Origin of the sequence: Borrelia parkeri (assembly GCF_023035815.1) — a bacterium.
Classification (GTDB): Bacteria; Spirochaetota; Spirochaetia; order Borreliales; family Borreliaceae; genus Borrelia; species Borrelia parkeri.
In genome coordinates this window covers 1-21,808 of record NZ_CP073162.1, presented here as the reverse complement: position 1 = coordinate 21,808, position 21,808 = coordinate 1, and the positions used below count along the sequence as shown (strand labels likewise).

Genomic DNA, 21,808 nt, shown 5'->3' with positions numbered 1-21,808 from the left:
AGTGTTTTTATGGGACTTGCTCAACCTGTTATTACTCAACAAATGGTTATAGCTGAACTTACTAAAGCCGGTATTAAGAGAGATATCGCTATTGATCTGTCTTACAGATATTATAAAAATGAACTGACTTACAAAGATATTGAATTCTTAAAAGAAAACTTTGATATTAAACTTGAAAAGGTTGCAGCTCTTTTACAAGCTGAAATTAGATCTGTAGAGACAAACTTAAAATCTGATATTAGAGATCTCGATAATTAATACGATTCTAAATTCAATGAACTCGATAAAAAAATTGACACTGTAGAGAATAACTTTAATCTTAAACTTGAAAAAGTCGAAGCTCTTTTACAATCTGAGATTAAATCTGTCAAAATTGAACTTGATAACAAGATTGATAACAAATTTAATGAACTTGATAACAAAATAGATACAGTTGAAAATAATCTTAACACTAAAATTGATACCAAATTTAATGAACTTGATAATAAAATTGATGTTAACCAAATGGAGCTCAATAGTAAACTTGATAAAACTGCATCTAAACTTAAGAGTACATTAAGACTTCATGGTTGGATGTTTGGTACTCTTATTACTCTTAATATAGGAATATTTTTAGCATTAATGTCATTATTAGTAAAGTAAATTTATTTATCTAAAGCCTTCCCTTATTTAATTGACTTTCTGTCAATTATTTTTTTTAGTCATTTTTTTACAAAAATTATTTAAATTTTGTTAGAAACAATTAGTTTTTGTCAATTGTTGCGTTATATTTTCTCCATATAATTAATTTATGGTTAAAAGTTAAAGATATCATGATTTTAAATAGCAATATAAACGCAAGAGACTTATACCGTTACTCAATATTTTTTAGAAACTACATTTCAAATGTAGCAGAAGACACTCTTAAGAATGGAATCACTTTAAATAGTATTGATACTGCTTTTAATGTTAATGATGCTTTAGAAACCTTGAAAATAGAGTTGAAAGAAAGCATTATTGCAGTGTTTAATTAGTTACCGTTTTAATGGTGTTGGATACATTTTAGTTAAAACTGCTGACGTGCTAGAAGATTTACACTTAAGTGTGAACCTAGAACTTCCTATTGGGTTTATGTATCTTGACTACGATAATGTTCGTGATGAGGGGCCTGACTTTAATTATATAACATACACTTTCAAAATAAATACAGATGAGAAGATATCTTATAGAGATTTGAAGATTCATAAGAGTAGGGTAATCATACACTCCAATTATGATTATATACTTAAAGCCTACAGTCCATGTTATACGCAAAGTTTTTTGCTTAATATATATCTTTTTGAACAAATATATAAAGAAATAGAGCGGAGAATAGAGCAACATAACTTTTTGTTTTACAAGGATGAATCATTAGTAACATTACAAGATGCACTAAGTGATGTTACGACTTCATTAGAGCTTTTAACTAAGGGCGTTAATTATAAGCCAAGTATATTTTCTAACCTGTTTAAAAGCAATGTAGATGAAAATCAAAATCATATAAGCACATTTAAGAGTGTAAATAGCGATTTAGAGCGAGAGCTTACACGGCTTAAATCTAACTTAAATAATAATGGTATTTTTTACAGTGGAACACCAGATGCTTCACTGGAGGTTATTAAGTATGATTTAACCTATTTAAAGGAAGCATTAACCTTAGTAAAGGCAAAGATAGGTGCTGACACAAAAGAGCCATTAACTAGAAGTTTTAATGAGCAAACCAAGGGGCTTGGAAATGATGGGAAAGGGGATAGGTCTAATTATTATGACTTTTTAAAAAGTGTTCAAGAACAAATTGAAGTTACTATTAATAGTAAACTTGTTAAGTATTTCAATCTTAAGATGCATTTTAATTCACTGTATGTGCTAAGTGAAGAAGAAAAAATAGAGCGAGATATGAGATTACTTGAAATGTATGACAAGTATGTATCTTTAATGCTAAATCCTGCCTTAAGTACAGTTGATAAGGCAAATTTACAAGACAGATTATTTATAAAAATAAAAGGAGATTAATATGGAAGTAGAGAAGACAAATGACTCTGTAAAGACCGCTACTGATACAGAATCAGTAAGTAAAACACCGGTTATGGTGAGTATAAGTGCTGCTGAATATGAAGAATATAAAGCGTATAAAGCAACAAAAGAATCTGATAATAAGGCTTTAAGTATTAATGAGCGTGTATCAAAAGAACTTGCTGAGGTTCAGGAGCGTGCATTATTACAAGATAAACTCTTAAAGGAAGCAACACGTATCAATGAGATTGATACACTTGCAAGTAAATACTTAAGTAATCACTTTAATAAAGAGGCATTACTCTCTAAAGGATATTCACTTGATGAGATACTCTTAGCCCAAAGCCGAGAGCTTGTTCGAAAATATGTATTACCTGAAGAGATAAAAGCTATAGCTAAGGTTGAATCAACAGAACATCTTGAAGGAAAGATATTGGAACAGCTTTTAGATTTGGCAAAGGTGAATATAAAACATAGAAAGCGTAATGTGAGTATGAGTGATGTTTCTTCTAAAAATGGGAGTGTTAAATTTAGAGAGACAATATCAATCTCAGATCCAAATTTCAGACCAATTAATCGAAGTGAGATTACAGAAGGTATGATACAGTTTCATATAAATAAACAAAAACAGACTTCCGAAAGAATAAACAAACGCAGTGCTTAAGGGGAGGTTAGTGTGTCTAATAATATCACGCAACTTAAAAAAGAATATGAAGATAAACTTAAAGAAATCAAAGCATTAATGAAGAATCCTAGTAGGGACTTAGCTACTTTTAGTAACAATACTGATTTTAGAGATAAGAATTTACATTTTAGTAATTCTGGTGGAACTAGTACAAGTTCAGATACTGTAATTGTTAACTATCCAATTAAGGGATATCCATACAAGAGAGGAGTAAAGTTATCTTTTGAAGGTGACTTTGAACCTCGTGTTGAAGCTGGGGGTGGTGATGACCTTTTTGGTATATGTGTTAACATAGATGATTTTACACAAAGGGCAACAGTAGTACCAATTACGGAATATTTTGAAGGGTACTTAGTAGTAAAAAAGGATAGTCAATCTTCAATTAATGCTGGAGATAAATTGTCCTTCAATACAAATGGTGAACTTGAAAAGGCTAGTACTTCAAATAACACTAAAGTGAATGCAATAGCTTTATCAAAAGCATACAAATTAAATGATAGTCTCTACATAATAAATGTTAGTGTATTTGGAAATAGGGCATTGAAGGGTAGTTAATGAGTTCTGTAAGTGAAAAAATAACTACTTCTAGCGGTATTAAAGGTAATAAAGAAGTTCAAGACAGTGATACTTTGCATTCAGATTATGAATTAGAGAGTCAAATGGCAAATTCAGAGCAAATAGAATTTTTAAAAACACTAGATGTAGAAACATTAAATACTCTAGATACTCTAGAGGATGTAGAATCATTGAGAATAAGTAGTCAGCCTAAAAGCCGCAGCAAAAGACATACACCTGCACAAGTAGCGTCACTTGAGACTCAATACAGAGATGCAATCCTAAAGCTTAGACAATACACTAAGAATCAACATGAAGATAGGGCTTTATTTAGTGGTTTTGAGAATGGATTTCAAGATAAGATGAAAATTATTGATTCTAATGCCCTCTCAATATCTAGTAGTGTTGACATTATAGGAAAGTATCCATATAAAGGATGGCCATTCAAGCGTGCTGTTAAGCTTTCAGTAGAGAGTGATACTGTTTATGTCATACCATCTAATGATGAGGATATGTATGGTATATGCATTGATGTTGATGAGAGTACTGACACGGCATCTGTAATTCCAATAACTAATAATTTTACTGGATATTTATCAGCTAGTGATGCAAGTATAAAGATAGCAGATAAATTAGATTTTGATTCAAACGGAATGCTTATAAAAGCAGGAAGTGGTGGCAAAAGAATGATGAATATCGTAGCACTTGATGACGCATTTACCATTGATTTAGCACCAGATGATGCTACCCGTAAGGGACAATACAAATTACATTTTGTTGAAGTAACGGTGTATGGTAATAGATCTTAAAGAATTTTTAATTATCAAAATAGGAGGTTAAATATTGTCATCTAATAATATCACACAATTAGTCAAGGACTATGAAACTAAAAGAGATAAGTTGAAAGGACTTATGAAGAATCCTAGCAATTATTCAGCTACTTTTAGTAACAATACTGATTTTAGAGATAAGAATTTGCATTTTAGTAATTCTGGTGGAACTGCAACAAGCAGCAAGACTAGATTAGAGAATCATCCAACTAAAGGTTATCCATATAAACGAGGTGTAAAACTTGTTGTAAATCCTTTTACCCAAGGCCAGCCACACTATGAACCACATGTTGAACCTGGGGGTGGTGATGATTTATACGGTATATGTGTTAACATAGATGATTTTACACAAAGGGCAACAGTAGTACCAATTACAGAATATTTTGAAGGGTATCTTGTTGCTAAAGATAATTCTATTAAGGAAAAAGATAAGCTTAAATTTAATTCAAATGGTGAGCTTGAAAAGGCTAGTGGATCTACCAATGTCAATGCTATAGCTACATCAGATTCGATTCAGTTGTCAAGTGACGTTTACATAGTAAGTGTAGTAACTTATGGAAATAAGGCTTTAAATTAAGGAGATTTTATGTCAGATTTATTTGATTTGGAATATTATTCAAAAGAAATTGCAAGTGTTATTAATGATGTAAGTACACCAGAATTTTACAAATGGTTAGCAGATGAACAGTTTGAATACATCAATCTTAAAACTGGTTTTGTGAAAAGTATCAAATGGGATGCGTTTGCAAATAAAAATCCTACAGCATTAATAGATGAAGTTAATGTTATCTCAACTATGGGATTTCGTTCAGAAACTATAATGCTTAATTACCTAAAGTTACAGTATAAGTTTAGACATATAAATCAATATGAAGAGAACTTTTATACCCATAACGGATATATTGGAAATCCAAATAACAGTTTGCTTCCCTTTAGAGAAGCATTTAAGCTTACAAGTGATGAGATTATCAAGATTATCGATCATTTTATTTTAACCGGTACTGTCACAGTAAAAAAAGATGGTAGGAGTCAACAAGTATTACTTCCTAATATGTACGGGCTACTTAATATGCCAAATCAAGTTAAAGAAGAAGTTGAGGCTTCTAATAAAGATAAAATGGATAAGATCTTTGAAAAAATAAAGTCAGGACTTGCAAAATTAGAGCTAGGAAAAGAATTCTCAACACCTATGGTGGTATTAGTTGACCCATTAACAAGTTTGAAACTTGTTGAACCATATGCAATACCAAGTACGTCCTCATCATCTAATGTTTATTCTTCAACTGTTTCATGGGAAGATTTCCTTATTAAGACCATAAAGGCTGTTAATAATAGAAGAGAAGTATATATACAGACAAGTCATTTACTAAAAAACCAGATACTCATTTATCCAATGAGTCCAAAATTACTAAAGTTAAAACTAAGTAGATATACGTTACCAATTCTAAATAGACAAATTGATAAGGACTCAACTGATATTGCACATTCATACCTTGATTTTGTACTTGGTGGGCTCTTAGCAACAGACAATACTATTTTGAGAGTTGATATTAAGCAAAGTTAATTATTAGTAGGAGAGGAGTAGATATGTCAGGAGAGCTTCAAACACTTCATAGTAAAGTCTTAAGTTTACTTAACTTAAATGAAGAAATATTATCATTTACACAGTTTGAAACTTACACAGAACTACTTGAAATGATAATAATAACTAAAGGAATTAATGCTCGTGTGATTAGCTCCTCCCATCTGATACTATTGCTTTGTTACTATATAGGCTGCAGGCTAAGTCAAGCAGGGATGATACGTGAATTTGGTCTTGAGAGGATCAAAAATGAAAAGCTAAATGAACTTGAAATTTCATATCACCCTGCTAGTAATGAGACTAATACTACTTTAAGTTTTTGTAGACAGTTTGAATCTTTACTTAGTTCTCTAAAAAGCCAAACAAACATACCCTCTTGTTGTTTAGGATTTATAAGGTGATGAGTAGCATTAGAGATAGACTTTCAAAGTTAGCATCAAGAGTAATCTCTTATTTTAAGAATGAAGAGACTTTAAAACTTTATAAAGGAACCTATGCTTACCTGGAGAATTTAGCCTCGCATGATATAACTTTCAATAAGAATAACTCAAGTGAGTTTAAGGGAGTACTCTTTAGTATAAAAGCTGACACGCTTGCAAGCGTTCCTGAAATTAATCTTTATGATATAAAATCACTTCACAAACTTTATACTACGTCCAATTTGGATTTTGAACTTAAAGATAGAATTTCAGATGAAAGTACATTTTATGAAATTCTAAGTATCGACTCTAGTGTTGGCTATCTTACTATGATTTTGAAGGAAGTAGAATGGAAGTAGAGATTGGTTGGTTTGATAAACGAAATGCTAAAATTGCAAGTCTTCATGAGATGGGTAGTAGCAAATTGCCTTTAAGGTCACATCTTTATGCTGTTGCTGATAATTATAAATTTAGAGAGTATATAAATACACCTTATATAAAGGCATGTTTTCTTCAAAGTCCAAAGAAAGGAATGCAAGCTATAGCAGAAGCATTTATTACTTATTACACAAATTATGTCATATCCGGTAAGGTAAAACCATCACTCTCTAGTAAGACAATTGCTTCTAAGAGAGATAAAGGTTCTCCTCATCCAGAAGTTGCTCTGGTTGATACTGGGGAGATGATAAATTCTATTAGCTATAGGATAAATGAGTGATATTAAGTACACAGAACATACACAAAAGCTTAATCTCTTATTTTAAAATTTTTAAAGAACGTATCTCTAAATTAGAGATAAAGTTAGATTTAATTAATACATACAATCATCCATACATGTCTAAATACACTATTCAATGTGAAAACATTATTGCAATTAAATTTGAAAATATGGACGATCTAACGTTAGGCTCAAGAGCTGGTGCATTTTACAAAAATGTAAATGAGTTTAGTTTGCATTTTCAAATATTCATTTTAAGTCAGGTTATAAACTCTAAAGACAAGGATGCTTATTACACCATGTTTCAAATTTATAGTCTACTTAGCGATTTTATTTACGAGAATACTTGTAAGTTAACACTAGAACAAGAAGAAGATGATAAATACTCAATTAGGGTCAACTTATATATTTACCCTACAACAAATATGCAAAACAGTGGACTTGTTAAAATTGATTCTAATTATAGCAACGCTGCATATTGTTGCAGTCAAGCTTTTAAAGCTAATGTACAAGTAATAGAACAACTAATTAGGGAGGAGAAGTGAATGCCGCAAGATACAATTAGTGTGAATTTGGCACATTCTAGATTAGATATAAATTATGTAAATTACTACGCGCCTTTACTTGTTTACAAATGTGCCAAAATTAAAGTTAACACCACAACACCCAAGGTAAAAATATTAAACTTAAATATAAATAACTTTGAGAGACAGATTGATGCACTTGAGAAAGAAGGTAGTAATGGAGAGGATGAATTTGGTAAGGAAAAGGAGTACTTAAAGAGCGCAATACAAGCATTCTTTTCTTCAGGTGATGCTGGACTTAAATCAGTTAAACTACTTATATATAAAGAAGGCACTGAAGCAAAGGCAATTAAGACAGAGCTTAGAGATAATAGATATACATTTATTGTACTTATAAACACCTATGCAAGTAACAGTGATGGTGGTGATGGACTTACTATTTACAAGGATGATTATACACATTTTAAAGACGATAAGCACTTTTTCGTATTTGCAACTAAAGAATCTGAAATCAAAGAACTATTTAAAAATGGTAGTAACTCTAAAGAAAAAATTATTGTTATCCACTCTAAAGGTGATGAGAACCTTCATTTGCGGTTTATATCTAAATACTTACATGAAGCTAGTATATTTCAAGCTGCTAATCCTTATGGACTCAAACTTAGCGGCATGGAGCCTATTACTGATGATGATACAATTTCTAAACTTAGAGGGGCAAATATTAACTTCTACTCACTTCTTAATGAAACTGGTCTTGATGGTGTTAAAGCTTTCAAAGAAGGAGTAACTCTTTCAGGCACTCCTATTGATGAACTCTTCACTTACCATTATATCAAATATGAATTTACATCAGAGCTTATTAGAGTATGGAATTTTAATGGTAGACAAAATAGTAAATTATCAAAACTGCAACTCTCAGGAGAGCGAGATAATGCTTACAGTGCAGCTATTGAATGTATGCTTAAACGTTTCATTGATGGAGGTCTAATTGTTGCGTACTCTAAGCTTAAGATTCAAGTATCATCAACACCTCAGCTAAAGCTTTTATTATCCGTAGAGATTACTTATAACCACTCTATGAACGCCGTTCTTTTAAACATTACAGCACAAGATATACAAAATTATCTAAATAGCTTAAAGGAGACTTAAACAATGACACAATGTTATGATTTAAGAAACATAGTTTTTTCAATTGGCGGGCATGAGATTCAAAGCGGTAAGTTAGAACTTACAAGTGAACCTACAACAAGAGCGGTAGCTAGCAGTGAAGATAGAGGGTTTCCCATAGTTAGCTTTAGAGACCCTAGAACCATTGTTTTTATATTCAATATTGAGGTTTCAATTGGAACTTATGATTACAAACTGCTAACAAAGCTTTCAAAAGACCAATTCTATAACATGTCCAAAAGTAAAAATGAAAGAATGTTAGATTTAGTATTCAATGACTTGGAAGACATCAAAATCATATCTAACTCTGCATTTTTTGCAGAAGAACCTTCAAGAAGCTACTCTGCTGAGGCTGAAAAGGTTACTTTTGAGATAAGAGCAGTTGGATGCACAGTTGATAATTAAATTTAATAATTAAGGAGGATTTGTGATTACACGTTACAAAATGAATATTTTAACTAAAGACAAAACACATACATTTGAAGTAAGAGTACTTCCTGTCTACAAGTGGGACTCTATATTAGGATTTTCACAAAGTGAAGGCATACATAAACTAAATGAAATTAAATATTTAAGCGAAATTACCAATTTAATGATTAAACCTGGCTTTTTAGATGAATTTTACTTTATTTTAAATGAAAATAGAGAGTACATTACTTACTATAAAGAATATCTTCAAGCCATACTTTACTCAATTCAGTTTGATACATTCAAATCAGATCCTGACTTTAAGAGACCAAATTTAGTTTACTTAAGTCATTATCTAAATAATACTAGTGGCTTTATACAATTTGATTACATTGATGATAGTTGGAATTATGAAGAGATAATACAAAATATCAAAATATAGAAGGTATTTAAAACTTATGAAAAGCAGTAGTAATGAATATATACAAGTATTACATGAAACTAAGCTTGAATATTTTAAGCTACTTGAAGAGATAAAACAAAACAAATATTTCTTTCCAATTATCATGGGTGTTTGCACTTTAAATGACGTAAAAACACTAAATTATAAAGATTTAATGGAAGTTAACAAAATATCTGAACTTAAACTTGAAAAGCAAATATTTGAAATGTTCCTTAGTAAAGGTGTATTATGAATGATACAAAATTTACAATTAAATTTAAAGGTGTACTTGATCACGCATTAACTCGCAAATCTTTAGAACAAGATATAGCCAAACTAGAACGTTTAATTAAACCTAAGCGATCACATCTAAAGAGTACTAGGGATATATTAAAACACAATTTATATGAGAAGAAACGTGAACTAGCCAAACAAAAAAAATATGAACGTTTAAGGGAAAGTGTAGAAAAGTTTAGACTTACTAAGACTAAAAAACTCATTAAGCTTGGATACACATTTGAAGACGCTAGGCGAAAAGCATTCAAGCATTCCTTAATGTCAACTAAAGAGCGAAGACGACTAGAATATGAAGATTTGAAACGTGGGGGGCACAAAGCAACAACACTTAACAAAACCGTTCAAAGTAGTATTCTTAAAGGCGCTAGTATTTTAAAAATCGCTGCTGGGACTGCTCTTGGAAATGCTGTTAGTAGTGGTGCTTCGGGAATATTTAGTTATGCTAAGAAATCTTTAGAAGAAAATGCAAAATTAAGTAAAACACATGCAATTACTTCAAAAGTATTTACAACAGGTGAGAAGAAATCATTAAGTCACATGCTTAAAGGATTTTCCGGTTTTGAAAGGGATTTAGAGAGAGAAGATTTCCTAAACTTGGCTGGGATAATTAGAAAAGAACTCGAATTTTTAGGTCAAAACAATGACAATAATCTTAAAAAGGCAGTAGAATTTGCTGCAAAGCTTAAATCTACTGGGGTTGTTGATGATACTAACTCGGCTATTGCAGCAGTAGTAGAATTCTTGCAAGGTAAAAGCGGTCCTCTCTATGACATTATGAGCTCATTTAAAGAGTTTACTGGTAAATATAATGAACGAGCCGCAATGGAATATGACATACTAGCACCAGGCCAGGCCCTTGATTACAGAAGTCATAAACTAAAGGAAGTAATTAACGATTGGAACTCACTTAAATTTCCTACTTACTCAAGCTCGACAGAAGAGGCTAAAAGTAGCTTAGAAAAGCTTAATGACACAGGTTCAAAACTTACTGCCAAGGTATTAGAACCGTTAGTTACTTCTTTAAACAAAATACTCGATTGGGCTTTAACGTTTAATTTTCAAACACATGTTATTAACCCCTTAATAGACGGGTTTAAAAGTTTTTTCGGTGACATTAACGAATGGCTTATAAAACTTGGCAAGAGAACTTTAAAATTAATACTGCCTAGTAAAATATACAGATTGGTATTTGGCAGCGAACCTGCAACAGATAAAAGTCATTCACCACTCTTAAGTACTGATACTGAAGCAAAATTAGAAACAGACGCAAGTATAAAAACACCAAGGTAAATATATGATATCACAATTTACAACTGATTTTACTTATAAATACAAAGACACAGCACCCCTAAAGGCAACCCTAGACCCTTTAAATCTTACACCATCACAAATAACAAATATCCTTAAAGAAACATTCAATGAAATCTCTACCGTGTTTATGGCATATAATTTCTTAAGTTTATGTCCAAGGATGGACTTTAAAGGACTTGGATATGTCCCTCAAGGGTTCTTCATTTTACCTAAAAGTGAACTAATTAGCACAACTTACACCACAACATGTTCAAAACATCCTGTAATTGACTATTACACACGTAAAGCTGAATATGTAAGCTACAATCCAACTTTTACTGGCGAAGTTATCACACTAAATAATGCTGTATTAACTAGTGCTTATAAGGAACTGCTTAATTTTTCAACTAATACGGCTTTTGGAAAGTTAATTTTTCCTCATACTAGTAATTTAGCAAAACAACAACTGGTTAACAGAGTTGAAGAGAGTGTACCATTTAGCCTCTACAGCCCAACTCTAGGGTTTAGAAGCATAGTTGCAATTACATCTCTTACCCTTAAAGACACAGTATACCTTGATGAGGTTGAAATTAGTCTCACATTAGAAGTTCTTAAAACATTTAATGTATATAAAGGATAAGGAAATGGAAGAAAGGCTTATCAAATACGACTTTAAAATCGAATTTTATAACATAAGTCAAACTAGCACATCAGAAGAAAAACCTAAAATCATAATTAAAACTGAAGACGGTATACACATTGACATATCAATATCTGATATTTACTCAAGCAATAATTATGTGTGTGCAAAGAGAAGCAAGCTAAGTCTTTGGAACTTATCTCTTGATTTTACTCGTAATGTAAATGAAGGAGATATTGTAAAGATATTTTATAAAAAATTCGCAGACTCTAGAGATTATGATTTTATTATGTCAGGGTATTTAGGTGTTCCTATGAGTACTGATTATGATAGTGGTGATTTTAGTGTTGATCTTGAAGTTCATTTGGCAACAAAAAGTAATTACTTCAATAGCAAACTTGACATAAATCAATTTCAAGGCATGAGTGTAGAGAATGCCATCTCTATAGCATTTCCTAATAGACATATAATCAATATGAGTTATGCTGATAGAACAAAAATTATAACTGAAAGTTTTTGTGCAAATACTCCTCTTGAGTTTATTGAAAAGATAACTAAAAAGTATGTTCAAAGTGTTAGGACAGATATTGCACCTAAAGATCACAGACAACTTATTAAAGAATCAGCTCTCAGGCACACTCATGTTGAGTGTAATTATATCTTTACTAACGCCACACCTGAAGCTAAAGATACAAATTATATCTTTCTTGAAGATTTTGGTCTTCACTTTATCCCGCAACAAGAGATTGCTATTGGAAGTACCCGCAATATAAGACTTATATATTGGAATGCCAAGATTATGTATACACACAAACTAAAAGTTGGTGATAGGGTCAAATTTCTAGATTCGCTGGGGAGTGAAGTTAAGAGTAGCATTATAGAGACTAGTGCTGCTTTAAGCAATACTGGTGAGTGCTCACTTACCTTGAAGCTTTATGATGACTCTAATTATTTAAATATCAAAGGAGAAGCTCGATAACTTATGAACTTGAATTATGAAATATACAGAATGAACAGCCAAATGAAAGGTTCAGCACTAACACAAGAAGAGATAAAACTATGGACTTACAGAAATATTTTTATCTCTAAGCTAGGAATAATTAAATCTTTTAACTCCTCTACACAAGAAGGTGTCGTTTTACTCTCTGGAGAGACAGATTTAGAGATTAAAACACGCAATATATCAAATATGCACTTTACTCTTAAAGAAGGTGAGAGTGTTATCCTTCTTCAAAGTAGTATTAACCTTTTTAATGAGGATGATGATAATTATTTTGATAAAAACTATTTCTATATTCTAAGGCCTATTAATATGCAAAATGCTACTATCAAAGTTAATGACTTTACAATTGACATACAAAATCCCATAGACATTAAAGCTAATAATACAAGTCTAAGAGCAGTGCTGGAAGAGATTGTATCTTGTCTATACAATTTAAGGGTTACTGGACAATCAGTAGTTGAACCTAGTTTTTATAGTAATCTTACAAAGATTACAAGTAAAATAAATATGTTACTTAAATAGGTTTTTGTTAAATTAAGCAATATACTTGCTACCTTGAGGGTTAAAAATTGGATTTACAGATTGACAATCAATTTAATTCTGTCTTTAAACAAGACTTAGCATTAACTAATGGAATAAATGAACAAAAGCAACGTTTATTTATTTTCCTTAAAACTCCAAAGGGTAGTATTAAAAATGCTCCTCATTGGGGATTTGACTATGATCTTGCAGCAAGATTTGCTAAGACAAGCTCTTTAACACAAATTAAAACTTACCTTTCAAATATCATACAAGACCTAAGGATTGATGCTATAAACATTGAAACAACTATTATAAATAAAAAATTAAACATTACATTTGAATTTGCAAACGACACTTTGAATATGGAGATTAAAATATGAGTATTCTCTTTGATCCTGACTTTGGAACTTTAAAACAGGATATCCAACAAATAATTAATACCAAACGTGAATATTTAAGAGACACGTATGGAATTATAATTAATAATGACCCTACATCCATTTACAATATAATTGCAAACTCACTTGCAATAAAAGAATATGAACTAATAGGTGAGGTTAACAAATTATTTTCTCTTCTTAAACCAGATTCTCCTTATTGGAAGGAGATACAAAAACATATAAGCATTAAAAGTACTACCTATGATGCTATAAAAAGTGCATTACTAAATCTTAATGGAATTAGAAATGTCAATATTAAAAGCACAGCTGGTAAGGCTAGTATTTACCTAATATTAGATGACTCGATGATGAATAAAGAGAAGAGTCAAATTACAGACTCCAATCTTAAAGCATTAATTTGGGAGACACTTTATCTTACATGTCCTGTTGGTACTGTTTTTGAAGGCGATATTCTCATAGATGGAATTAATAGCCAAAATCAAAAAATTGATTACAAAGTATCAATTGGAAAACGCAAATACGCATATCTTAAGAGTAAATACAAAGTCAATCTTGAGAATCATATATACTTGAACATTGACTTTAAAATTAGAGAAATTTATACTCGAATTAAAAATAATAACTACACAGATATGGGAATAAGTTTTGAATATCAAGATTTCTTCGCTCCTGTTAATGAAATTAAAGGTGTTCATTGCATTGATGTTTCTGTTGCCATAAAAGATAACCTGGACGTAAAAATTACTGATATTAATACAAGCGAATTCAAGCAAAATGAGAATATTAAAATTGAAGCAAATGAAATTCTCGATCTAAATTTTAATGCTGATAGGTTGCTAATTGATATCTCTTCATAAAAAAAGGATAGATTATGGTAAATATACCGACATTTCTTAAAGACACTCAAGTTGAAAAAATTATAAATACTGAATTAGCATTTATAAATAAAATCATCAAAGAAATTAAAGATCTTATTGCTAATTTCGAAGATATTAATGCTAGTGAGCACCTAAATTCAAGATTCATAGCGTTTTGGTTATCTGATATACTACAAATTATTTACTCAACAAACCAAACACTTGAAACACTTGCTAAAAATATTGATAGTGTACTATTTGCTTTGCGTCATATTGGAACCCATGAATCATTTATAAAACTATTTAAGGCTTTTCTTAATGTTGATATTGTTCCTACTACTCTAGAGCCTGGTGTTATTAACATCAAACTTAAAAGTCATATTAAAACTAATGTTATCGTATTTATTGTAGGTAGTACTCCAAAAAACTCCCCATATAAAAAAATTATCTTTAGAACTAAAAAAAATGGGCAAATCTTTAAAAAAGCTTGGACTATGACCTTGCTTCCTAAAGGATATGAGCATTCAATTTATGCACTTATTAAAAAACTGATCCCTATTGGAAGAGTACTCAAGATACAAGACCATGAGGGTCAATATATAAAAGAATTTAAAGGATAATAGTTAAGGAGATTTTATGTCAAGTCAAGAACCTGAAGGTATTGTAAAACACGATGATACAATTGAGATTAAAAATCTTAATAAATTAACCAAGCTTAAACCCACTGACCTTTTGGTCCTAGATGATGGGTTTTCTAGTTGTCATGCTATTACTCTTGATAACTTCCATAAGGACTTACATACAAAAATATTCCTAGATGATGGTGATCGAAAGAATGATTTCAAACAAGTTATCAAAACACTAATTGCTAATGAATTGCTAAGCGACACCAATTTTATAAACCAAGTTTATAGTCAAGTACTTACCAAATTTTTAAAAGATGACTCTAGTAGTATTTCACAGACATATAATAAAGTTATAGAAAAACTTAAAAATAATGAATCTAGTGTTATGGACACTATTATAAGTAAAGTTACAAGTAAGTTTGAATCTAACTTGCCTGAAGATAATTTAAGCAAAAGTCATTACTTTATAGGACTTTATTACTCTAGTTTAAAAAAAATTCCAGTACAAGAATATCTAACTGGTATTAGTAACAGCTTTAGTACAAGTAGTACTACTACAATAAGAGCAACTAGTTATAATAGTGACGGGTTTTATAGAAACACTGTGTACATGTCTAGTTTAAAATATGGACGTTATGTCTTTGACCTTGGGTCCACAGCTACATCTAACAATGAAGAAATTATTATACAAACAGACAGTTCATATGATGATAGTCCCATATATTTAATTGTCAAAGTTACTGCAAGATCTAATTCAACTTCACAATCTGATAAAGAAGTAAGCATAAAATATAGCTATTCTTCAAAACGAACTATCTTTAAGCTTTCAAGTGTACATGGCGGTACAGGTTTTGATGCCAATATTCTAGAAGGTTGGTATATGCAAAAGAATGTGAGTGGCGTTCCTTTACTCGTGAAGCTATAATTTTTATTTGTATTTTTTAGTTTTGTTTTTGCTATATTGATATATAGTTGTAGCTACCAATTTAAATGAGAGGAGACATAAAGTTGAATGAAGTTGAGAATAATGTATTAAATTTTTTACTTCAACTGATTAACATCAATGAAGTGAAGTTAGTTATTATTGGTGCCTTTATCTTAAGTCTTGGACTGATCTTCAAGCCAGCAATCAAAGATATACTAACTATTTTAGCTAGTAAGATAAAAAAACAAGGTAAAGACACAGATAAAGGAGAGGACTTATGAAATTAAGCACTGCTAAATTAAGTGTTGATATTTTAAATAACTTTACCGAAATTATTAAAAATAATCATCACGGTAAAAATACCGCCACTTATATCAATATTTTTACTAAAGTGGTTAATTACTTTTACGTTCTATATGAAGCTAGCATATATCAAATGGAAGGGAGGGAAGCTATTAAACTACTACGTGAAATTGAGGAGATACTAAGGATTAACATTGAAATCATAGAAAATGCTGATGATCACGATGAGCTTACAAAATACACATCACAACTTAGAGCTAAACGTAACAAGATAATGAGCACTTACATCAAAATGCTAAAGGAGGCATAATTTGAGTAAACTTATAAAACTAACCCTTTTAACAGTTATCTTTTCATGTACATCTATTGCGTCACTAACAGAGGAGCCAACACCTCCTAAAACCCAAACTATTAAAGAACTAAGTGTATACGAAGCTAAGTTATCTGATTATGTTATGTACTTACAAGTATTCTTAACTAGAACAAAGAAAAAGGTTAATGACCCAAAGTATCCTAAGTTTACTTACTTTGATACATCAACACTGAAATCTGAGAGTACAATTGATGATTTAATGTTTAATATCAATCTGTTTAAAGAATATATTAGTATAATTAAACCCATTGCCCAAATGGTGTACAAAAGATATTCAAAATTACAAAATTAAATAAATAAAAAAGATAAGCCCTCACCTAAGGGCTTATCTTTTAAAATAAATGGAATAGAGGTCCTGTTTACTCACATAGATACCCAAAATTATTATCACTAGCTATATATCCAAATAATTTGAGTGGACTCTGGCCATATTTTGGCTCTCTATATGTTAAAAATTTAGAAAAACCTTCAATTACTTCTGGATCAGACTCTGTTCTCTTTAAATAATTATTTATAAGCTCAGTCCAATACTTTATAGTTTTAAGCTCTGGTTTGGTTTCAAAAAACTTGAGTATACTCGAATCATCATCATTCTTTAATTGTATTAAAAACTTATCTATCATTTCTAAACTATCAAAAGGTGCATCATCTAATACCGAATGCATCCTTTTAGATGCTTGAAGCAATTTCTTGTAATAATGATACTTAGCGGGTATACGTTTAGGAAGTTTATCAAGACTAATTACAGATTTATGACTTACAGATTGCTGTTTTGTTTCACCTTTAGTTACTCTTTTAGTATTAATATCTTTATCTTTATTTAAAGAATTTACAGGTGAAACATCCACACTACTAACTCTTTCTCCATTAGCTTCTTGAACATGCTCTAAGGAACTAGCATCAGTGTCAACTTCACTCTCAATTAAAAGGTATGCTACAAGAGCATATCTTTTAAAATATGTTATGCATGAACCTACAAGTTGAGGTAATGTATTTTGATTCTTTACTCCAGTGGACGTTAATTCTTCGCTGTAAATAGGTGTATCAAATGACTCGCTATATCCACTCTTGGGACTGTAAAATGTTGTTGTAATAACATTAACTAAATCACCATCAAAATTCTTTATAGTTGGATATTGCATAAAACCAATGTCTAGATTATTGATCTTTATAACATTCTTTATTTCTCTTATTATCTCATTAAAATCTTGATACTTATATCCATATCCATTAAGATTCTTAGCAACACCACTTAAATGCATTTGTAGACTATGCAAAGACTTTAGAAAGTTTATCTTTGATTGATTTTCATTTGTTACTGAATTTTGATTATTTACTCTTATATCTGTTACTTTTCTTACTGACTGTTTACTCTGTTTCTTAACTGCTCTGCGCATTTTAGTTTTTGTATTTTGAATTTTAGTTCTTGTTATTTTATTTGTCATGATTAACTCCTATAATGTATTAATAAAACCAAATATACAGCAAATATTAGTTTTTGTCAAATTACAAACAAAAATTTAGAGCTTAATTAAGAATTCTATTTAAGAGTTCTTAATTAAGCTCTAAAGGCTATTAATGCCGAACATTATAGGTAGTCCTAAAATGATAGCACTACTGACAATAGGTAGCATACAATAAATCTAAAATAAAATCAATCCTTATTTATAAGTAAAATTTTTATCCTATAAAGAACTTACTTATTAGAGACATAACAATAGATATAACTATTGGTATTCCTACTGCTATAATAATAGTGAGCATTCTATTTCCTACACTAAGCTTTTCTAATAAAACTTTATTTGACATATCAAGCTTTTCTAACAGTATTGTATGATTATTTTTCATTTCTTCTCTTAAGACAAGAATGGTGCTTTTCACTTCTTCTCGCAATATCACATTGTTATTTTGTATTTCTTTAAATAAATTTTTCTCTATATTGTCCATCTTGTTATCTAAATCAGATATATCCCTTTTAAATTCTATCTTAGCAAATTCAATATCCTTTTTTAAGTTATTCTCTACATTAATGATTTGTTGTTCTAATGAATTCATCTTTTCCCTTAAGACTTCAAAATTAGAATTATCATTATGAAGTAAAATGAAATTCACAGCTTCTTCAGTAAAGCCCTTATTTAAAAACTCTTCATACTTAGCCTTTTAAACTTTTAAATTTTTTCATAAACTCTTCTAGCAAATCTTTTTTGTCTTTAAAAAGTTCATCCATTAAGAAACTTGTAAACTTGGCATTTTGCTTATAAAAATCATAACTATCTTGATTCTTAAGCTGAAATCTTAATGGCTTTATTGGATTTTGTCTTGATTTCTTTATTGATATACTTCCTTTAGTTTGTATATATCTTATAGAAGCCTGTATCCCATTAACAGTTATAAATTCCTCCTCTATAAAACCTGATTCAATGGCTATCGCTAATTTTATATACTGATAAGCTTGAGATTTTGCAAGCCTAAACGCAGACAAAAAATCCCTAAAAGAATTAAAACCACCTTCTATATAAAGTTTATTTTCATTAATCTTTTTTAAGATTTTCATAGTGTCAATACTATTATATATTTCTGTTTTAATATTATTCTGTAATCGGATTACTAAATTATCAAACTCTTCTTTTCTTTTATTTTGATTATTTGTATCAAGGATATAGTTCAGATCCTTTTGGGGCATTCTGTTTTTGATTTTTAAATCAACCACTTTTTTGCTCATAACACATCTCCTTTTAACCTATTAATTTATAAATAATTTATATTTTAGAAAAACTGTCCGATGCATCGGACAGTTTTTCCTTGCTAAACCAACAACTGTGTTTTAGACAAAAACAAATCTAATACTTTAACATATTCAATAATATAATCTTTTGTAAAATCAAATTTCTCATTACATCCTATCCTTTTATTTAAATCTTCTCTTTCACTTATAACTCCTAAAAATTCATCTTGAGACTTTACAATATTCAATAAAGTTTTATGTGTAATATTCTTTTTAAATCTAGTTATAATTATTAAAACAGGTATACCCGCTACTTCTTTTACAAATTCTCTCAAAACCTCAAATGCTTCGACAGACCATTTTTCAGCTGTCATAGGAGATATTACATAATCACTACTTATCAAAGATGTCTTTAATGTAAAATTCCTTTTAGGATTCGTATCAATTATTATATAACTATAATCAGTTATTACAGAACTTAGCTTATTCTTTAACATTCCTTCAATAAACAAATGACGATTTTCACAATAAAAATCTGTGTTTAAATCATCCACATTTACACAACTAGGTATTAAATCCAAATTATTACCAATACTAATAATAGTTCTACTAATATCTAAGTTATTCTTTATAACTTCTCCTATATTTATTTTAAAAACCTCAATATTTTTATTTTCTAGTTCATCAGAATAATAACTTGTGATACTTGCTTGGTCGTCCATATCGATTAAAAGTACCTTGTACTTGTTTGCTAGTAGGTTAGAAAGTATAATAGCACTTGTACTTTTCCCAACACCACCTTTAATTGATGCGATTGTTATTACTCTTGCTTTTTTTCTATCCATTTGTTTATAAGACCTCCATCTGATAGCTTTTTACTGTAAAATTCATATACTAGTTGCTCTAAGTTTGTGAGTTTTTCAATTAAAGATTTGTAATATTTTGTATCTGTTTTATCTTTTCTAAGTAAGTAAGAAATTCCTCTTAAATAGCAAAAAACACTACCCTTCTTAAATCTAAATTCTATGTAATAAACTTTTGAAAATGTAGATGCCTTCATGACACCATTTTCTTCATATCTTCTAACTACATTCTTTATTGGTTTTCTACAACCATAATAAATACCCAAGAATTTATCATCATCTCTCAAAGCAAACAAACTGAAAAATTCTATCTTTTCTCTATTAAATAATCCTCTAAATGCAATAAAAAATTTGTACTGTTGATTTTTATTAATGCCAAATGAAAATAAATCCATCATAATTTTTGTATGATATAAAGTTTTGCTATTTTTATTTTCTATCTTGATAAAGATAGGTTTATCTCTCTTATCCTTAATTTCTAACTTTTTTTCTTTAAGGCGTTCTAACACACTTTCCATAATTAATCCTTAACTTGTAACTTTTTTAGATTCCCCTGATTTTAAATAATCTTTATTATTTTCCATTAACTCTAAAAGTTCACAGTAGTAATGGTTACTAAATACCTTGTTATATTCTAATTTGTTCTGTTTGCTTAAATAATTCTTTAATATTGGTACCAAAACCGATGTGTTCAATTTGTCTCTTAACTGATCAAGAAGTATGCTAAATACGTTATTCCTAATGTCTCTTTCATTTTCTTTCACGTTTTTATTATCACATTCAACTATTTCTTTAAGTTTCCCTATTATCTTCTTTAAATCGATGTATTTATCTCTTTCTATGATAAAGTGGGGTTTGTTTTTATATTGTTCATACACGTTTTGTATTTGGATCTTTAATTGTTTGCTGTCATATCCCTCATTCTTTAGATTAGCTTTTATCTCATCTAATATCTTACTTAATTCTTTTTGTTTATTCTTAAGCCTACTGTTATTTGGTTTAATGCTATTTGTTTTTTCGTAACTATAATTTTCAGCTATTTTAATGGCTTTAAATGATTGAATTTTAAAATCTTTTTTCGCTTCTAAATTCAAAATAGAAAAGAAAGCATTTGATTTAAATTTGCATTTCCTAGCGTATTTTTCTACTTGTAATCTTTCTATGTATTTTATGTTTTTATCTTCTTCTTTATTATTATAAGAATTATTAAAACACTCCCATTTTTCTACACTACTATTTTTAATGCAAGTCTTTTCAATATATGCACTGACACGTTTTTTGTATCTTTCTTCTTTTTTATCTCTAAAGTGTTTATTGATTATGTGATGACATTCTTTTTTAGAGTATTTAAGTTTATAATGAACTTCAGTTCCCATATTAACTCCCAAATGTCTGTGATAATTAATTGTCACTTTAAATTCTTTTTCTAATTTATATAGATAACTTTGTAGAGTTTTAAGTTTGATAGGTTTTTGGTCATTTTTTTTCATATTGTTATTAAAGTAATAAAGTATGTTGCTTTGAGTGTATTTTTTAAGGTTCAAGTTCACGTAATCTAATGTAGATACTAAAACTATTAATTTGTGTTGGTGTTTGTTGGTAATTTTTTTTATGCTCTCCAT

The 21,808-nt window shown here is 29.8% G+C and carries 30 protein-coding genes and 2 pseudogenes; 26 read left to right on the top strand and 6 right to left on the bottom strand.

What is annotated here, in order from left to right; genetic code table 11:
• Positions 1-9: 9 nt before the first annotated feature.
• From bdr to bpSLO_RS04820, 26 genes and pseudogenes are all read left to right on the top strand, one after another.
• Positions 10-642 (top strand): annotated as a pseudogene (gene bdr, locus bpSLO_RS04945) (Bdr family repetitive protein).
• A 170-nt stretch (positions 643-812) separates the two neighbouring features.
• Positions 813-2,031, top strand: a pseudogene (locus tag bpSLO_RS04940) (anti-CBASS protein Acb1 family protein).
• Position 2,032: 1 nt separating this feature from the next.
• A complete protein-coding gene (locus bpSLO_RS04935; RefSeq protein WP_246989835.1) occupies positions 2,033-2,695 on the top strand; it encodes a DUF1357 family protein in 663 nt (220 codons plus the stop codon).
• 12 nt (positions 2,696-2,707) lie between these two features.
• Positions 2,708-3,271 (top strand): DUF228 domain-containing protein, encoded by a 564-nt coding sequence (locus tag bpSLO_RS04930; protein ID WP_025407628.1) that lies wholly within the window; start codon positions 2,708-2,710, stop codon positions 3,269-3,271.
• Positions 3,271-4,080: a DUF228 domain-containing protein gene (locus bpSLO_RS04925; RefSeq protein ID WP_246989893.1), complete on the top strand. Its 810-nt coding sequence runs from the start codon at positions 3,271-3,273 to the stop codon at positions 4,078-4,080. The genes bpSLO_RS04930 and bpSLO_RS04925 overlap by 1 nt, the downstream gene beginning before the upstream one ends.
• A gap of 34 nt (positions 4,081-4,114) precedes the next feature.
• The gene (locus bpSLO_RS04920; RefSeq protein WP_025407626.1) at positions 4,115-4,678 is read left to right on the top strand and encodes a DUF228 domain-containing protein; all 564 of its coding nucleotides are present in this window, start codon (positions 4,115-4,117) and stop codon (positions 4,676-4,678) included.
• Positions 4,679-4,687: 9 nt separating this feature from the next.
• Positions 4,688-5,665 (top strand): hypothetical protein, encoded by a 978-nt coding sequence (locus bpSLO_RS04915; protein WP_246989875.1) that lies wholly within the window; start codon positions 4,688-4,690, stop codon positions 5,663-5,665.
• 23 nt (positions 5,666-5,688) lie between these two features.
• Positions 5,689-6,084, top strand: coding sequence for a DUF3890 domain-containing protein (locus bpSLO_RS04910; protein ID WP_025407623.1), 396 nt, complete (start codon positions 5,689-5,691; stop codon positions 6,082-6,084).
• On the top strand, positions 6,084-6,461 hold the full coding sequence (locus tag bpSLO_RS04905; RefSeq protein ID WP_025407622.1) for a DUF1506 family protein: 378 nt from the start codon (positions 6,084-6,086) through the stop codon (positions 6,459-6,461). Before bpSLO_RS04910 ends, bpSLO_RS04905 begins: the two co-directional genes overlap by 1 nt.
• On the top strand, positions 6,452-6,820 hold the full coding sequence (locus tag bpSLO_RS04900; protein ID WP_025407621.1) for a hypothetical protein: 369 nt from the start codon (positions 6,452-6,454) through the stop codon (positions 6,818-6,820). The genes bpSLO_RS04905 and bpSLO_RS04900 overlap by 10 nt, the downstream gene beginning before the upstream one ends.
• A complete protein-coding gene (locus bpSLO_RS04895; protein ID WP_051480059.1) occupies positions 6,817-7,365 on the top strand; it encodes a DUF764 family protein in 549 nt (182 codons plus the stop codon). Before bpSLO_RS04900 ends, bpSLO_RS04895 begins: the two co-directional genes overlap by 4 nt.
• Positions 7,366-8,493 carry a DUF787 family protein gene (locus bpSLO_RS04890; RefSeq protein WP_025407620.1) on the top strand — a complete coding sequence of 376 codons (1,128 nt, stop codon included), beginning with the start codon at positions 7,366-7,368 and terminating at the stop codon, positions 8,491-8,493.
• A 3-nt stretch (positions 8,494-8,496) separates the two neighbouring features.
• Positions 8,497-8,916 carry a DUF1463 family protein gene (locus tag bpSLO_RS04885; RefSeq protein WP_025407619.1) on the top strand — a complete coding sequence of 140 codons (420 nt, stop codon included), beginning with the start codon at positions 8,497-8,499 and terminating at the stop codon, positions 8,914-8,916.
• A 22-nt stretch (positions 8,917-8,938) separates the two neighbouring features.
• Positions 8,939-9,361: a DUF1473 family protein gene (locus tag bpSLO_RS04880; RefSeq protein ID WP_025407618.1), complete on the top strand. Its 423-nt coding sequence runs from the start codon at positions 8,939-8,941 to the stop codon at positions 9,359-9,361.
• Positions 9,362-9,377: 16 nt separating this feature from the next.
• Entirely contained in the window at positions 9,378-9,614 is a 237-nt protein-coding gene (locus tag bpSLO_RS04875) for a DUF1322 family protein (RefSeq protein WP_025407617.1), read from the top strand.
• Positions 9,611-10,948, top strand: coding sequence for a DUF759 family protein (locus tag bpSLO_RS04870; protein ID WP_246989874.1), 1,338 nt, complete (start codon positions 9,611-9,613; stop codon positions 10,946-10,948). The genes bpSLO_RS04875 and bpSLO_RS04870 overlap by 4 nt, the downstream gene beginning before the upstream one ends.
• A 4-nt stretch (positions 10,949-10,952) precedes the next feature.
• Complete coding sequence (locus bpSLO_RS04865; protein ID WP_025407616.1) at positions 10,953-11,588, top strand: DUF792 family protein; 636 nt, start codon at positions 10,953-10,955, stop codon at positions 11,586-11,588.
• 4 nt (positions 11,589-11,592) lie between these two features.
• A complete protein-coding gene (locus tag bpSLO_RS04860) occupies positions 11,593-12,567 on the top strand; it encodes a DUF693 family protein (protein ID WP_041178816.1) in 975 nt (324 codons plus the stop codon).
• A 3-nt stretch (positions 12,568-12,570) separates the two neighbouring features.
• On the top strand, positions 12,571-13,113 hold the full coding sequence (locus bpSLO_RS04855; protein ID WP_025407614.1) for a DUF777 family protein: 543 nt from the start codon (positions 12,571-12,573) through the stop codon (positions 13,111-13,113).
• A gap of 47 nt (positions 13,114-13,160) precedes the next feature.
• Entirely contained in the window at positions 13,161-13,493 is a 333-nt protein-coding gene (locus bpSLO_RS04850; RefSeq protein ID WP_025407613.1) for a hypothetical protein, read from the top strand.
• Positions 13,490-14,371 (top strand): DUF276 domain-containing protein, encoded by an 882-nt coding sequence (locus bpSLO_RS04845; RefSeq protein ID WP_025407612.1) that lies wholly within the window; start codon positions 13,490-13,492, stop codon positions 14,369-14,371. The genes bpSLO_RS04850 and bpSLO_RS04845 overlap by 4 nt, the downstream gene beginning before the upstream one ends.
• Before the next feature lie 14 nt (positions 14,372-14,385).
• Positions 14,386-14,991: a DUF735 family protein gene (locus bpSLO_RS04840; protein WP_025407611.1), complete on the top strand. Its 606-nt coding sequence runs from the start codon at positions 14,386-14,388 to the stop codon at positions 14,989-14,991.
• 16 nt (positions 14,992-15,007) lie between these two features.
• Positions 15,008-15,922: a DUF685 domain-containing protein gene (locus bpSLO_RS04835; RefSeq protein ID WP_246989892.1), complete on the top strand. Its 915-nt coding sequence runs from the start codon at positions 15,008-15,010 to the stop codon at positions 15,920-15,922.
• Positions 15,923-15,987: 65 nt separating this feature from the next.
• Positions 15,988-16,203: a BlyA family holin gene (locus bpSLO_RS04830; RefSeq protein WP_246989868.1), complete on the top strand. Its 216-nt coding sequence runs from the start codon at positions 15,988-15,990 to the stop codon at positions 16,201-16,203.
• Positions 16,200-16,535 carry a BlyB family putative holin accessory protein gene (locus tag bpSLO_RS04825; RefSeq protein WP_246989888.1) on the top strand — a complete coding sequence of 112 codons (336 nt, stop codon included), beginning with the start codon at positions 16,200-16,202 and terminating at the stop codon, positions 16,533-16,535. The genes bpSLO_RS04830 and bpSLO_RS04825 overlap by 4 nt, the downstream gene beginning before the upstream one ends.
• Before the next feature lies 1 nt (position 16,536).
• Positions 16,537-16,890, top strand: a complete 354-nt coding sequence (locus tag bpSLO_RS04820) for a BBA14 family lipoprotein (RefSeq protein ID WP_025407608.1) — start codon at positions 16,537-16,539, stop codon at positions 16,888-16,890.
• Between the two features lie 67 nt (positions 16,891-16,957).
• On the opposite strand, the gene bpSLO_RS04815 is transcribed toward bpSLO_RS04820, so the two are convergent.
• From bpSLO_RS04815 to bpSLO_RS04790, 6 genes are all read right to left on the bottom strand, one after another.
• Positions 16,958-18,043: an ERF family protein gene (locus bpSLO_RS04815; RefSeq protein ID WP_246989887.1), complete on the bottom strand. Its 1,086-nt coding sequence runs from the start codon at positions 18,041-18,043 to the stop codon at positions 16,958-16,960.
• Between the two features lie 235 nt (positions 18,044-18,278).
• Positions 18,279-18,710, bottom strand: coding sequence for a DUF1640 domain-containing protein (locus bpSLO_RS04810; RefSeq protein WP_246989886.1), 432 nt, complete (start codon positions 18,708-18,710; stop codon positions 18,279-18,281).
• A gap of 40 nt (positions 18,711-18,750) precedes the next feature.
• Positions 18,751-19,320: a chromosome replication/partitioning protein gene (locus tag bpSLO_RS04805; RefSeq protein ID WP_246989885.1), complete on the bottom strand. Its 570-nt coding sequence runs from the start codon at positions 19,318-19,320 to the stop codon at positions 18,751-18,753.
• A gap of 83 nt (positions 19,321-19,403) precedes the next feature.
• Positions 19,404-20,168, bottom strand: a complete 765-nt coding sequence (locus bpSLO_RS04800) for a ParA family protein (protein WP_246989884.1) — start codon at positions 20,166-20,168, stop codon at positions 19,404-19,406.
• The gene (locus bpSLO_RS04795) at positions 20,144-20,704 is read right to left on the bottom strand and encodes a DUF226 domain-containing protein (protein WP_246989883.1); all 561 of its coding nucleotides are present in this window, start codon (positions 20,702-20,704) and stop codon (positions 20,144-20,146) included. Before bpSLO_RS04795 ends, bpSLO_RS04800 begins: the two co-directional genes overlap by 25 nt.
• A gap of 9 nt (positions 20,705-20,713) precedes the next feature.
• Positions 20,714-21,808 carry a plasmid maintenance protein gene (locus tag bpSLO_RS04790; RefSeq protein WP_246989882.1) on the bottom strand — a complete coding sequence of 365 codons (1,095 nt, stop codon included), beginning with the start codon at positions 21,806-21,808 and terminating at the stop codon, positions 20,714-20,716.